A 13,137-nucleotide genomic window follows, 5' to 3' on the forward strand; every position below is an offset into this window, starting at 1 on the left:
GCGTCATTCGCGCCTCGACTGACTCATCGCGAGAGTTCGCCGAGCACGCCACTGAGCGCGTCGATCCCCTGTGCCAGTTGCTGCTCGGTGATCACGAGGGGCGGTGAGAAGCGGATGCTGGAGCCGTGCGTGTCCTTCGCCAGCACCCCGCGCTCTGCCAAGCGCTCGCACACCTCGCGGCCGGTGGCCAGACTCGGGTCGATGTCGATGCCGGCCCACAGGCCGCGCACCCTGACATCGACAACGCCTCGATCCGTCAGCGCTTCGAGCCCCTCCCGCAGCACTGGCTCCAGCCGTGCCGCTTGCCGTTGGAAGTCGCCCGGCTCGAGCAGTTCGACGACCGCGCTGCCCACGGCCGCGGCGAGCGGATTCCCGCCGAAGGTGCTGCCGTGCTGACCCGGCTCGATCACACCCAGCACGTCGCGGTCGGCGACGACCGCTGAGACAGGCAGCACTCCGCCCCCGAGTGCTTTGCCGAGCACGTACATGTCGGGCACCACACCCTCGTGGTCGACCGCGAAGGTCTCGCCGGTGCGCGCCAGGCCCGACTGCACCTCGTCCGCGATGAAGAGCACGCCGTGCTTCGCGGTGATCTCCCGCACCCTGCGCAGGTAGCCCTCGGGCGGGATCAGCACCCCGGCCTCGCCCTGGATCGGCTCGATGAGCACCGCGACGGTGTGCTCGTCGATGGCCCGCTCGACGGCATCCGCGTCACCGTAGGGAGCGGTTCTGAACCCCGGCGTGTACGGGCCGAAGTCGGCGCGTGCATGCTCGTCGTCAGAGAACGAGATCACAGTGGTGGTGCGGCCGTGGAAGTTGCCGTGCGCCACGACGATGGTCGCCCGATCGCGCTCGACGCCCTTCACCAGGTAGCCCCACTTGCGCGCGACCTTGATGGCGGTCTCGACCGCCTCGGCGCCAGTGTTCATCGGCAGCATCATCTGCTTGCCCGCAAGCCGCGTGAGCTTCTCGGCGAACGGTTCGAGTTGGTCATGGAGGAATGCCCGCGAGGTGAGCGTCACACGGTCGAGCTGGGCGCGAAGAGCCTCCATGATCGCCGGATGCCGGTGACCGAAGTTGGCCGCGGAGTAACTGGCGAGGAAGTCGAGGTACTGCTTGCCCTCGACATCCGTGAGCACCACTCCCTCGCCGCGGGCGATCGTCACCGGCAAAGGGTGGTAGTTGTGCGCGAGTGCGTCGTGCTCGGTCATCGGTCAGCGCCTCGCTTCGAAGAACTCGAGCAAGAGGGATGCCGCGGCATCCGCCTCGACACCCGCCACGACCTCGACGCGGTGCGGCAGCCGGCGGTCGCGCAGCAGGTCGTGCACCGAGCCGGCTGCTCCGGCCTTCTCGTCCCACGCGCCGAACACCACTCGAGGCAGTCGCGCAGAGAGGATGGCCCCCGCGCACATCACGCATGGCTCGAGCGTCACCACCAGCGTGCAGCCATCCAGATGCCAATCGTCGAGGGCCGCCGCGGCACGACGGATCGCGACGATCTCCGCGTGCGCGGTCGGGTCGTGATGGAGTTCTCGCTCATTGCGACCGGTCGCGATGATGTCGCCCTTCGCGTCGACGATCACAGCGCCGACCGGCACGTCTTCGCTCGCCGACGTCGCGCGGGCCTCATCGATCGCGAGCCGCATCCAGCGTTCGTATTGGCTCATCGGCATCCGCCTCCCGAGTCGCGGCAACGGCCCTAGTAGCCTTGAGCCTATGCGAGTGCATATCGCGGATCACCCGCTCATCACCCACAAGCTCACGGTGTTGCGCGACAAGCACACGCCATCGCCGACCTTCAGGCAGCTGACGGAGGAACTCGTCACGCTGCTCGCCTATGAAGCGACTCGCAACGTGCGGGTGACCCCGGTGCAGATCGAGACCCCCGTTGCCCAGACGATGGGGGTGGCGATCGCGACGCCCCGGCCCATCGTGGTGCCGATTCTGCGCGCCGGTCTCGGGATGCTGGAGGGGATGACTCGACTGCTCCCCACCGCCGAGGTGGGGTTCCTCGGGCTCGTGCGCGATGAGGAGACGCTGCAGCCGGTGACCTATGCCGAGCGTCTGCCCGACGACCTCTCGAACCGGCAGTGCTTCGTGATCGACCCGATGCTCGCGACCGGCGGTTCGCTGATCGCGGCCATCGACTACCTCTTCGATCGCGGTGCCGTGGATGTGACGGCAGTGTGCCTGCTCGGCACACCGGAAGGGCTTGCCGCGACGGAGGAGGCTACGAAGGGCCGCGACGTCACGATCGTGCTCGGCGCGCTCGATGAGCGGCTCAATGAAAAGGGCTACATCGTGCCTGGGCTCGGCGATGCGGGTGATCGCCTGTACGGGCTCGCCCACTGACGCGCGCGCTGGAGCTTGGAGCGAAGATCAGTTCTCGTCTTCGTCGCGACACCGGCGCGGCGCGCGGCGCTCGGGTTGGAGGCGATTCCTCGCCGTCAACGCGGCTGCTGGCTCTGGGCGCCGCCTCGGCGCACGGCACCGGCCGTGCCGCCCGACCGGACAACTCAAGTTTGAGAGAAGTTGACAATTCGGCACTCGCTCGCCGAAACTTGCAGTCATGATTGACACCGCTTTCTCCGTGACCTCCGTTGAGGCCCATGGGAACGCCGGCGCCATGTCGTCGGCGAGCGCTGTCACGTGTTGTCGAATGTGTGCTTGATCGGCTTTCTCGCCGGCGTCGCCTCGTTGAAATCCGACGCCCAGGGCTGCCCCTCTCATCACAGGCCAGCCCTCGCACCACACGCAACACGAAGGATTCCCTCTTCATTACGAGGCCTTCACTTGGTTTGACCGACCTCTGACGTCGGCATTCGCCACAAGGATTTCCGTAATGCCTCTCGCAACCCTCGAACGTCCCCTGACCTCCGCCACGCCGGTGCTGCGCCGCGCCGAAGCGACGAGTGCTCCCGCACGGGTCGCCGCGCTCGCCGCCAGTTCCTCGGCACCGGTTCCCACGTCGGCCGAAGAAGGCGTTGCCACGCCGACCCCCGACCAGGCGCCCCAGGCCCGCCAGAACCATCTGCGCTCAGTGCCCGAGGGCACCGAAGCGCGCGGTTTCGCCCTCTACGTCGGGCTCGACGAAGAGACGGCTGCCGCTGCAGGAGTCGACCTCGGCACCGTGGTCGACGCCGTGAAGCGCCTAGTTGGTGAGCTCGTGCCTTCGGCCCAAACGCACGCCGCGGTCGCGCTCGCGCCGAAGGGCGCGGGCGGCCGCGACGTCGACGTCGTTCGGCTTGCGCTCCGCGAACCGACGGCGGTGGCGCGCGTGCAGCGGAAGCCCGCGGTGCAGGAAGAGCCCGCGGCTCAGGCCCCCCGGCCCGGCATCGTGGTCGACCTGTCACGCAAGCGCGTGCTGCTCGACGGCGAGACCGCCGCACTCACCTTCAAGGAGTTCGAGCTGCTGCAGTTCCTCGTGCTGCGCGAGGGGCGCACGGTCGAGCGCACCGAGCTCATCGAAGGACTCTGGTCGGGTTCGGATGCCGAGACCCCGAACGAGCGCACGATCGATGTGCATGTGCGCCGCCTCCGTTCGAAGCTCGGCAACTACGACGACATCGTGCGCACCGTGCGAGGGCGCGGGTACCGGTTCGACCGTCACGCCGACGTCTCGATCCGGCACACATCGACGCCCTCACCTGACGTCTTCTGACGCGAACTGCGACGTTCGTCAGGCGTCACAGCGCTTGGCGCCCGAAGCGCGGGCGCGAGGTCGATCAGATCTGCCCGGCGCTCGCGTCGGAGTCTGTTCCGCCGGTGTCGGTCGAGCCCTCGTAGAGGCCGATCTCATTCCCGTCGGGATCGACTACCACGGCCCACCAACTCGTGGCGTCGATCTGCGTCTTCTCCGCCGCGACCTGCCCGCCCGCCGCGATAGTCGCCGCGATGGTGTCGTCGATCGAGTCGACCTCGACTGTCGACCGCGGCTGGGTGAAGCGCTCGTCACGCGGAGCGAGCCCGCCGCCGGAGACTCCGTTCGGTGCCCTCCACATCGGGTAGCCCTCGAACCCGGGATACTCGAGGATCTCCCATCCGAACAACCGCGAGTAGAACGCCTTCGCGCGCTCCATGTCGCTCACCGGGATGTCGATATGAGTGATGTCGCCGTGGGCCATGTCACGCCTCCTCGCCGTGCCGGACGCGCTCAGTCTCGCCTCAGCAAGCGGCGAAGACAAGGGTCGGCGAGCTATTTCTCTCCGGAAACCGAGGGCGCAGTGACCATTTCGAGATTTTTTCGCGAGGCACTGGACGCCGTTACCTCACCGTTATATAGTGAGCATGCGTTGATCGTTTGCTGTGGCGGTCATCGCGGAATGTGATTGCAGGACACTCTTGGTGCAAGGGATGAGGGCCGGTCGTATTGCCTCTACGACCGGCCCTCGGTCTGTCCCGGCCGACGTCTGCAACGCTCATAGGCTTGAGCCATGACTGACCGGGCCCTGGCCGTCGATGCGTGGGAAGCGCTGTTCCGCGCACAAGTGGTCGTCATGCGGGAACTCAACGCCGAGTTCCCCGATGAGAACATGTCGCTGAACGAGTACGACGTGCTCTTCAACCTCAGCCGTCAGCCGGATCGGCGCGCTCGCATTCGCGACCTCAATCGCATGCTCTTCCTGACGCAGCCGAGCGTCAGCCGCCTTCTCGACCGCCTTGTCACCCGCGGATTCGTGACCAAGTCGCCAGACCCGAAGGACGGCCGAGGCACGATCGTCGCATTGACGGATACCGGCTACGAGCGGTTCAGAGCAGCGGCCGCTGAGCATTCGGCATCCATCAGCGCGCACTTGGGCAATGCGCTCGATGCCGGCGAACTCCAACGACTTCGTGAACTCTGCGACAAGCTCCGGAAGAGCGTCGAGCCGAACTGACGGTCCTCGCGGCGGCGCGTCGGAGCGTGAAGTGGCTGGCCGACGCGAGCCCTTGCGTCGCGCGCTGGGGCTCCTAGCGTGAGAGCGAGACGCGTCGCGGAGAGCCCGTGACAGAAGGGACGCTCATGCCCGGAAAGAAGAACTCACCGCTCAAGGATCGTGAACTCTACGAAGAGCTTCGCGATCAGGGCGCCTCGAAGGAGAAGGCCGCGCGGATCTCGAACGCTGCCGCGAAGCAGGGGCGCTCCGAGGTCGGCCGCAAGGGCGGGGAGTCGGGAAGCTACGACGACTGGACCGTCGATGAGCTGCAGCACCGCGCCAAGGAACTCGGACTCCACGGATACTCGGGCAAGCGAAAGGGCGAGCTGATCGACATGCTTCGCGACCACTGAGCTTGAGCTGAGCTCGAGCGGCGGAGTTATGCCCACCAGCGATGGCGTGCAACCCCTGAGAAAAGTTCCGCGGGCCGAGGTAGCATGCTACAGAACCACCGAGTTTTGGAGCCGCACGAATGAACACCCCGACCTACGCCCAGGAGCACGCAGCGATCGTGGAGACCCTCGGCAAGTACATCGCTGGAGGCACCCAGGCCGACAGCGCGCTCATGCAGCCCGCGTTCAGCGAGCACGCAATCATGTACTCGGCGAAGAACGGTGAACTCGCGGGAGGACCGATCGCCCGGCTCTTCGACACAGTCGACAACCGCTTCGTGGCCTCGCCTGACGCCCTCGCGGCCGTCACCTCGGTCGACATCGTGGGCAACGCAGCGAGCGTTCGCCTCGACATCGATGGCCTCTCCGGCTCACGATTCACCGACTTCTTCCACCTGCTGAAGGTGGAGGGAGAGTGGAAGATCATCAGCAAGATCTTCCACGCGCATCCCGCCGCCTGACTCTGCTCTTCCACGCAATGGCCGGTGCCCCATCGGGGCCCGGCCATTGTTGTCGCAACGCTGTCAAGCGATGACCCAACCAGCACCGGCGGATTCGGCCGACTAACGCTGTCGAATTCGGCCAGGCGTGTCCCCGCGCGATAGCCCGCCCGGGGGCCCGGTACTCAGTCGACAGGCTCGATCTGGGTCAGGATGTACCGCCGGTCCTCCTCGCTCAGATGAGCGATTCCTGTGTCGCGCGAGCGTTTCGTGATCAACGCGATCTCCTGCACGATGACGGCGCCCAGCGGCGCATGCAGGTTCTCGAGCAGCGCATGCTTCGCCTCGACCGAGAGCTTCGGCCACCAGTGCTCGGCGGGCGGAAGAGGGTTGCTCCGGTTATCTGCGGACTCTTCCGCAGTCACCGAGTCCGCACTGACAGACTCTGCGGCGACAGACTCTTCAGCCACGGACTCTGCGTCGGCACGCTCTTCGCCATTCTTCGCATTGCTCATGTCGATCACCCCGTTCAGTTGAACGCTACGTGGCCCGAGTGCGCCCGACAACGGTCCGCCCGCTGATACGTCGCGGGTTGGCGCACAAGTTCCTGAACGCCGCCTCCACATCTCTTGCCTGACCCTCGAACGAGGCACAGGCTGCATGCAGCCCGTGACCCTGCCGTGATCAGGCGAATTACCTGAGACACGAGCATTCGGCGAAAGGAAGCGCAATGTCGAACAGCGATCCCATGGTTCCCCCGTCGAGTTCGGGGTCGGTGCCGCCAAGCGGCGCGCGTCCGCCGATGACGACCAGCGGTGATGTGTCTACACCTCCGAGCGGTGACACGGGTCAGGGCATGACCGATACCGCCAAGGAGCAGGCGAAGCACGTGGGCCATGAGGCGGCGGAGGCGACCAGTCACGTCGCCCACACCGCGAAGGATGAAGCCGCGGGAGTGGCTTCCGAGGCATCCGCCCAGGCGAAGAGCCTCTTCGCCGAGTCGAGGCAGGAATTGACCGACCAGGCCGAGAAGCAGCAGCGCCGGGTCGCGGAAGGGCTGCGTTCACTGAGCGGTGAGCTCGACACCATGGCCCAGCACTCCGAATCCGACAGCACTGCCGGGCGCCTCGTGTCGCAGATGGCGAGCAAAGCCGACGATGTCGCAGCCTGGCTCGACCAGCGCGATCCCGGCTCGCTCGTCGATGAGGTCAAGGGTTTCGCCCGCCAGCATCCGGGCGCGTTCATCGCCATGGCTGCGGGTGCGGGGCTGCTGGTGGGACGTCTCACCCGTTCCCTCGTGAGCGGTGATGAAGGCTCGTCGTCTTCGCGCACGAGCGGCATGGGCCGGGACGACACCCGAACGATGCCCGCGTCCCAGGTCTTCCCGCCGACCGGCGCAGGAGAACGGGGGCCGAGTCCGGCCGACCCGCTGCGCAGCGGCATGGGGACGACCGCGACCGGGATGGGCACCGGCATGGGTACCGGGTCCGGTATGGGAACGACCGGCGCAACCGGCACTGACCCCATGAGACGAGACGAGGGGATGCCGGGAGCTAGCGGTGAGGTGGCGCCATGACCGATCCGCAGACCCCGTCGGAAGAGAAGGCGGCGAGGGCGTCGCTCGGTGATCTCATCGGCGAGGTGAGTCGTGACTTCTCGACACTGGTGCGGCAAGAGGTCGAGCTCGCGAAGGCGGAGCTGACCGAGTCTGCCAAGCGCGCAGGGAAGGGCGCCGGAATGTACGGCGCGGCCGGCTACGCGGCGCTGATGGCGGTGTTCTTCCTGTCGGTCGCGCTCTGGTGGGCGCTGGGCTACCTGGTCGGCCTTGGATGGTCGGCCGTGATCGTGGCGGTCATCTGGGCGATCGTCGCGCTCGTGCTCTTCCTGATCGGTCGACGGTCGTTCGAGAGCGTCAAGGGCGCACCGCAGACCGTTGACACATTGAAGAAGATTCCCGAGACATTGAAGAGGAACGAGGAGAACCGATGACCATGAACGATCCGGACGCGATCCGGCAAGACATCGAGGAGACCCGCGCAGAGCTCGGCCGCGACGTGGACGCGCTCTCCGACAAGGTCAATCCCTCGAAGATGGTGCACCGCCAGACCAGCAAGGTGCGCGGCGCGATGCACAGGGCGAGAGAGCGCGTGATGGGCGTGGCCAGTGACGCCGGCGACACGGCATCCGACATGGCGGAGAACGTGGGTGATGTCGCTCATGACGCTGTCGAGAAGGCGAAAGGCAACCCGCTCGCCGTCGGCCTGATCGCCTTCGGCGTCGGCTGGCTCGCCGCGTCGCTGATTCCGGCGACCGACGCCGAGAAGAAGATGGCGGCATCCCTGAAGGAGGCGGCACAGCCACTCATGCACGAGGTGACCGATGTCGCCAAGGAGATGGGTGAGCACCTCAAGGAGCCCGCCCAGGAGTCGCTCGACGCCGTGAAGCAGCGCGCGACGGAGGGCATGGACGCTGTGAAGTCCGAGGCAGGAATGGCCGCCGACGACGTCAAGCAGGAGGCGCAGCGGGCGACCCAGACGATGAAGGAACCAGGTCAGCCGCTCTAGCGGCCGGTCGCGAACAGCCGTCGCCGTCGCAGGCTAGAGGTGCTGCGACGGCGACGGCTCGTTCTCGAAGCGATGAAGAAGGCACCGATGTCTCGCAACTCCCCCAATGCCCGCACCCTCGGCGAGCAGGACCCGAGGTCGAAGCAGGATGCGCCGCATCCGGACGCCGAGCGGAAGGTCGATTGGCCGACGCAGGTCGAGAAGCCCTCGTGGAAGTACATCGCCCGTAAGGTCGTGCGCGAGTTCTCAGACGACCAGTGCATCGACATCGCCGCGTCGCTCACGTATTACGGGGTGCTCTCGCTGTTCCCGGGGCTGCTGGTCGTGATGTCGCTGCTCGGCCTGTTCGGGCAGTCGGGCGAGGCCGTGCGCGCAATCCTCGACATCGTGCGCCAACTGGCTCCGAGCGAGACGGTTCAACTGATCGAGGCGCCGCTGCGGCAGTTCGTGGACTCGCCAGCGGCGGGCTTCGCGCTCGTCTCCGGTATCGTGCTCGGGATCTGGTCGGCATCCGCCTACGTGACCGCGTTCAGCCGCGGAATGAACCGCATCTATGAAGTCGTCGAGGGTCGGCCGTTCTGGAAGCTCAAGCCGCAGCAGCTGCTCATCACGATCTGCCTGGTCGTGCTGGTGATCGTCATGATCACGCTGCTGGTGATCTCGGGCCCGGTGACGGATGCCGTCGGCAACGCTCTCGGCATCGGTGACACTGCCCGAACCGTGTGGTCCATCGCGAAGTGGCCCGTGCTCGCGATCGCCGCTGTGGTCATCATCGCGCTGCTGTACTACACGACCCCGAACGTCAAGCAGCCGAAATTCCGCTGGATGAGCGTGGGCGCTCTCATCGCGCTCGTCGTGATCGTGCTCGCGACTCTCGCGTTCGGCCTCTACGTGACCAACTTCTCGAACTACGACCGCACGTACGGTTCACTCGCCGGGGTGATCATCTTCCTGCTCTGGCTCTGGATCACGAACATGGTGCTGTTGTTCGGGGCAGAGGTCGACGCGGAACTCGAACGCGGGCGCCAGTTGCAGGCGGGCATCGAGGCCGAGCGCTCTGTGCAGTTGCCGCCGCGCGATACCCGCAAGTCCGACAAGCTCGCCGCCAAGGCGGAAGAGGATATCGAGCGGGGAAGAGAGCTTCGCGAACGTGCCGCCGCCGAGGCTGCGGCCGCCGACCAGCGGCGCCGCGAGCAGGAGCGCAGCGAGCGCGAGGCCGCGCGTCGCGCGGAGAAGCTACGGAAGCGCGAGGCCAAGACGCGAAGCGGAGCTACTCCTCCGGCTGCCCCTCCAACTGCTCCTCCACGGGGGTGAGCACGAAGAGCGGGATCAGTCGATCCGTCTTCTTCTGGTAGTCGGCGTACGGCGGATATGCCTCGACCGCGCGCGGCCACCACTCCTCGCGTTCCGCGCCAGCGGCTTCGACGGCGCGGTAGGCACGCTTCACGGCGCCGTCTTGCAGTTCGACGAGCGGGTTCGCCCGAACGTTAAACACCCACGCCGGGTGCTTGGGAGCTCCGCCTTTCGAACCGACGAGCAGATACTTCCCTCCGTGCTCCACTCGCATGAGCGCCGTCTTCCGCAGCTTGCCGGTCGAGGCTCCGACCGTCGTCACGACGATGATCGGCATCCCGCGCAGCGTTGCAGCCTCGGTGCCGCCCGATGCTTCGTACCGCTCGGCCTGTTCACGCGCCCAATCCGAGGTGCTCGGCGCGTATTCACCCTGCAATGCCATGTGGTCCCCTCCCAGACACTGGGAGACTACAGCCCCCGCGACCTCCGGCTCGGCACGCGATCACGTGGGCGGATGCCGGTGGGATGAAGGCCCCGTGTGCGACGTGATCGCCGAAGCCCACGGAGAAACAGATGCGCGCCCGGAGGGACTCGAACCCCCAACCTTCTGATCCGTAGTCAGATGCTCTATCCATTGAGCTACGGGCGCATGCTGGCGAAAACCAACCTGAAAAGCATAACAGGTTGTGGGGGCTCCGAAATCTGGGTGGGGCTGAGCGCAGCCTGAGCGGAAGCTGCGGCATCCGTCCCCTCCCCTGTCACGGCGTAACCGGCCCGCCTACCATGGGCGGCACTTGACCAGCCGTGTCAAGAGATTCCGACGAAGGAGGGCTGATGTCCAACACGACGAACGCCGATGTGGAGATCGATGCACCGGTCGAGACGGTGTACACCCAGTGGCGCAATGTTGATGCGTTCCCCGGGTACTTCCCGAACGTCAAGTCTGTGCGGCGCATCGACGCCGACACTACGCACTGGGCCGTCACCGTTGGTGGAGTGGAGCGCGAGTTCGATGCGCGCACGACTGACAGCGTTCCGAACCAGCGCATCTCGTGGACCAGCACCGGCGACACCGAACACCAGGGTCGGGTGATCTTCAGCACGATCGACGGAGGCCGCACCAGGGTCGAAGTCGAAGTCGACTGGGAGCCTGAGGGATTCGTCGAGAAGGTCGGAGCGGTGCTGCACGTCGACGCCATGCAGTTGAAGACGGCGCTCGGCCACTTCAAGGATTTCGTCGAGCACCACATGCGGCAGTCCGGTATGGCGACCAACGAGGACGACGTGATCGGTGACGAGAACGAGTTCCATCAGCACTACCCGCCGAAGCGCGCGGGCACCGAGTTCTCGACCGACCCCCGGATGCACCCTCCGGTTGACCCGCCTGAGACCCGGATCTAGTCGCACCTGACCGCGGCCGCGGCTTCTTGAGCTCGAGCCGCGATCAGATGGCGTCAGACCACGGCGCGCGCCCCTGTTGCACCAGGGGCGCGCGCCGTCTGCTTGCGTCACCATGGGGCGGCGCACTAGCGCGCGGCGATGAACGGTGCGCCGCGCATGTCACTGCAGCAGAGGACAGGATCCAACGTGATGACTACGGCGAGCGAGCAACGACAGCGGCCGGCCACGCGGCGAGCCCTCGAGGCGTGGGTGTTCTGGCCGACGGCTGTAGTAGTGCTCGCGTTCTCAGCGTTCGCCATCATTGCGCCCGAGACGGCCGAACGCCTGTTCGGTGCGGTGCAGTCGTCGATCGTGAATGCGTTCAGCTGGTACTACGTGCTCATCGCGGCGTTCTTCGTGGCGTTCAGCCTCTTTCTCGGGTTCAGCCGGTTCGGCGATATCAAGCTCGGGCGTGACGAGGACCAGCCGGAGTTCTCGCTCGGCGCCTGGTTCGCTCTGCTGTTCGCGGCGGGCATGGGGATCGGACTGGTCTTCTACGGAGTAAGCGAACCGCTGAGCCATTTCGCGACACCGCGACCCGGCGTGACCGGCACGACCGAGCAGCTTGCCCAGCAGGCGCTGACGCAGACCTACCTGCACTGGGGCGTGCACGCCTGGTCGATGTATGTCGTGGTGGGTCTCGCGCTCGCCTACGCGATCCACCGCCGGAAGCGCCCGATCTCGATCCGCTGGACCCTCGAGCCGCTCTTCGGCCGCCGCATTCGCGGCTGGGTCGGCAACGTCATCGACGTCGTCGCCTTGGCGGGCACGCTCTTCGGCGTCGCGACCTCGCTGGGGCTCGGCGTGCTGCAGATCTCGGCTGGGCTGGATGCGTCCGGGCTGCTCCAGCCGTCGGTCGGCGCGCAGATCGGGATCATCGCCGTGATCACCGTCTTCGTGCTCATGTCGGTGCTCTCAGGAGTGGCCCGTGGCATGAAGTGGCTGTCGTCGATCAATCTCGTGCTCGCCGGACTGCTCCTGCTCTATCTGCTCGTGGTCGGCCCCACCGGATTCCTGCTTCGCGAGTTCGTGCAATCGATCGGCAACTACATTCAGAACTTCGTCGGCCTGGCGTTCAACGTGAGCGCGTTCCAGGGTGCGGCAGGTGAGGCCTGGCAGGCGAGCTGGACCTCGTTCTACTGGGGGTGGTGGATCTCCTGGGCGCCCTTCGTGGGGATCTTCATCGCGCGTGTGTCTCGCGGACGCACAGTGCGGCAGTTCGTCGCCGGCGTGCTGCTCGTTCCTACGCTGCTCGGCATCCTCTGGTTCAGCGTGCTCGGGGGTTCGGCGCTCGTGCTCGAGGCGGCATCCCCCGGCACGCTGACGCGGCCCGACGGCACCGTCAACGTCGAGGCGGCGCTGTTCGAGCTGCTCCGGCACGTGCCGGGTACGCCGGTGCTCACGATCGGCACCATCCTGCTCATCGCGATCTTCTTCATCACCTCGAGCGATTCCGGCGCGCTCGTCATGGGAATGATCGCGACCGGCGGCCAGGTCAGCCCAGCGCGCGGGGTTCGCACGTTCTTCACGCTCATCACTGCGGTGCTCGCCACGGCGCTGCTGCTCGCCGGGGGCCTGCAGGCACTGCAGACCGCCGCGATCATCATCGCGCTGCCATTCAGCGTCGTGATGCTGCTCATGTGCGCCTCAACCGTCCGGGCGTTCCAGCGCGAGAGACGAGCGTACGATCTCGCACGACGCGCGCGGTTCGTCGACCACATCGGCGAGTACTACGGTCTGGAGGCCGAGAGCGTGCCGACTCCGGATGCCGGCGGCACCGCCCTGGGACGCTTGTTCTTGCTCGCCAGGCAGCGTTTGAGGAGGGGCGGGGCACCGCTCGACATTGCGGTCGGCCCGACCTCGCCGTTGCCGCAGCAGCCGGCACGGCCGGCGGCTCCTGTGGGCGAACCCCACCCGATCCACCCCTCCGAACGGGCTCTCGCCGCTGAAGAAGCGGAGAGCGAGTCGGCCGCGCCGAACGATGTCGACGAGATCGTCGACCACGACCGCGAGGCGCCGCTGCACGACGTCGACGAGGTGCCCGACAGGGGCGACGACGCTCCCCCGCCGATCCGGTAGGGGCGGGGCCTGC

16 protein-coding genes and 1 tRNA gene are annotated in these 13,137 nt (G+C 66.6%); 11 read left to right on the forward strand and 6 right to left on the reverse strand.

Translation table 11 applies throughout. The annotated features are described in order from the left end of the window. Positions 1-23: 23 nt before the first annotated feature. Together rocD and tadA are read right to left on the reverse strand one after the other, a co-directional pair. Positions 24-1,211 (reverse strand): ornithine--oxo-acid transaminase, encoded by a 1,188-nt coding sequence (rocD, locus tag QF206_RS08165; RefSeq protein ID WP_281488726.1) that lies wholly within the window; start codon positions 1,209-1,211, stop codon positions 24-26. Between the two features lie 3 nt (positions 1,212-1,214). After that, positions 1,215-1,667, reverse strand: a complete 453-nt coding sequence (gene tadA, locus QF206_RS08170) for a tRNA adenosine(34) deaminase TadA (RefSeq protein WP_281488727.1) — start codon at positions 1,665-1,667, stop codon at positions 1,215-1,217. Between the two features lie 49 nt (positions 1,668-1,716). On the opposite strand from tadA, the gene upp reads away from it, so the two are divergent. Both upp and QF206_RS08180 read left to right on the forward strand, forming a co-directional pair. Then, the gene (upp, locus tag QF206_RS08175; protein ID WP_281488728.1) at positions 1,717-2,352 is read left to right on the forward strand and encodes a uracil phosphoribosyltransferase; all 636 of its coding nucleotides are present in this window, start codon (positions 1,717-1,719) and stop codon (positions 2,350-2,352) included. A 490-nt stretch (positions 2,353-2,842) separates the two neighbouring features. Then, positions 2,843-3,661, forward strand: coding sequence for a winged helix-turn-helix domain-containing protein (locus QF206_RS08180; RefSeq protein ID WP_281488729.1), 819 nt, complete (start codon positions 2,843-2,845; stop codon positions 3,659-3,661). Positions 3,662-3,725: 64 nt separating this feature from the next. On the opposite strand, the gene QF206_RS08185 is transcribed toward QF206_RS08180, so the two are convergent. Next, positions 3,726-4,124: a VOC family protein gene (locus QF206_RS08185; protein ID WP_281488730.1), complete on the reverse strand. Its 399-nt coding sequence runs from the start codon at positions 4,122-4,124 to the stop codon at positions 3,726-3,728. A 309-nt stretch (positions 4,125-4,433) separates the two neighbouring features. Here QF206_RS08185 and QF206_RS08190 point away from each other — a divergent pair, with 309 nt between their 5' ends. The 3 genes from QF206_RS08190 to QF206_RS08200 all read left to right on the forward strand — a co-directional run bounded on the left by QF206_RS08190 (position 4,434) and on the right by QF206_RS08200 (position 5,769). Then, a complete protein-coding gene (locus QF206_RS08190) occupies positions 4,434-4,877 on the forward strand; it encodes a MarR family winged helix-turn-helix transcriptional regulator (protein ID WP_281488731.1) in 444 nt (147 codons plus the stop codon). A gap of 125 nt (positions 4,878-5,002) precedes the next feature. Next, the gene (locus QF206_RS08195; protein WP_281489037.1) at positions 5,003-5,269 is read left to right on the forward strand and encodes a DUF7218 family protein; all 267 of its coding nucleotides are present in this window, start codon (positions 5,003-5,005) and stop codon (positions 5,267-5,269) included. A 119-nt stretch (positions 5,270-5,388) separates the two neighbouring features. Continuing rightward, positions 5,389-5,769 (forward strand): nuclear transport factor 2 family protein, encoded by a 381-nt coding sequence (locus QF206_RS08200; protein ID WP_281488732.1) that lies wholly within the window; start codon positions 5,389-5,391, stop codon positions 5,767-5,769. A 164-nt stretch (positions 5,770-5,933) separates the two neighbouring features. Here the strand turns inward: QF206_RS08200 and QF206_RS08205 are convergent, their stop codons facing one another. Then, on the reverse strand, positions 5,934-6,263 hold the full coding sequence (locus QF206_RS08205) for a hypothetical protein (protein WP_281488733.1): 330 nt from the start codon (positions 6,261-6,263) through the stop codon (positions 5,934-5,936). Positions 6,264-6,604: 341 nt separating this feature from the next. Between QF206_RS08205 and QF206_RS08210 the strand changes: the two genes are divergently transcribed. The 4 genes from QF206_RS08210 to QF206_RS08225 all read left to right on the forward strand — a co-directional run bounded on the left by QF206_RS08210 (position 6,605) and on the right by QF206_RS08225 (position 9,626). Next, positions 6,605-7,324 carry a hypothetical protein gene (locus tag QF206_RS08210; protein ID WP_281488734.1) on the forward strand — a complete coding sequence of 240 codons (720 nt, stop codon included), beginning with the start codon at positions 6,605-6,607 and terminating at the stop codon, positions 7,322-7,324. Next, a complete protein-coding gene (locus QF206_RS08215; protein WP_281488735.1) occupies positions 7,321-7,737 on the forward strand; it encodes a phage holin family protein in 417 nt (138 codons plus the stop codon). Before QF206_RS08210 ends, QF206_RS08215 begins: the two co-directional genes overlap by 4 nt. Then, positions 7,734-8,312, forward strand: coding sequence for a DUF3618 domain-containing protein (locus QF206_RS08220; protein WP_281488736.1), 579 nt, complete (start codon positions 7,734-7,736; stop codon positions 8,310-8,312). Before QF206_RS08215 ends, QF206_RS08220 begins: the two co-directional genes overlap by 4 nt. 87 nt (positions 8,313-8,399) lie before the next feature. Continuing rightward, a complete protein-coding gene (locus QF206_RS08225) occupies positions 8,400-9,626 on the forward strand; it encodes a YihY/virulence factor BrkB family protein (RefSeq protein ID WP_281488737.1) in 1,227 nt (408 codons plus the stop codon). Here the strand turns inward: QF206_RS08225 and QF206_RS08230 are convergent. Both QF206_RS08230 and QF206_RS08235 read right to left on the reverse strand, forming a co-directional pair. Next, a complete protein-coding gene (locus tag QF206_RS08230) occupies positions 9,583-10,047 on the reverse strand; it encodes a nitroreductase family deazaflavin-dependent oxidoreductase (protein ID WP_281488738.1) in 465 nt (154 codons plus the stop codon). The genes QF206_RS08225 and QF206_RS08230 overlap by 44 nt on opposite strands. A 134-nt stretch (positions 10,048-10,181) precedes the next feature. Next, positions 10,182-10,254, reverse strand: a tRNA-Arg gene (locus tag QF206_RS08235). Between the two features lie 185 nt (positions 10,255-10,439). Here QF206_RS08235 and QF206_RS08240 point away from each other — a divergent pair. Then, positions 10,440-11,006 carry an SRPBCC family protein gene (locus QF206_RS08240; protein ID WP_281488739.1) on the forward strand — a complete coding sequence of 189 codons (567 nt, stop codon included), beginning with the start codon at positions 10,440-10,442 and terminating at the stop codon, positions 11,004-11,006. A gap of 189 nt (positions 11,007-11,195) precedes the next feature. Beyond that, entirely contained in the window at positions 11,196-13,124 is a 1,929-nt protein-coding gene (locus tag QF206_RS08245) for a BCCT family transporter (RefSeq protein ID WP_281488740.1), read from the forward strand. Positions 13,125-13,137: the final 13 nt, after the last annotated feature.

This window comes from Ruicaihuangia caeni, from assembly GCF_029952955.1.
GTDB lineage: Bacteria > Actinomycetota > Actinomycetes > Actinomycetales > Microbacteriaceae > Ruicaihuangia > Ruicaihuangia caeni.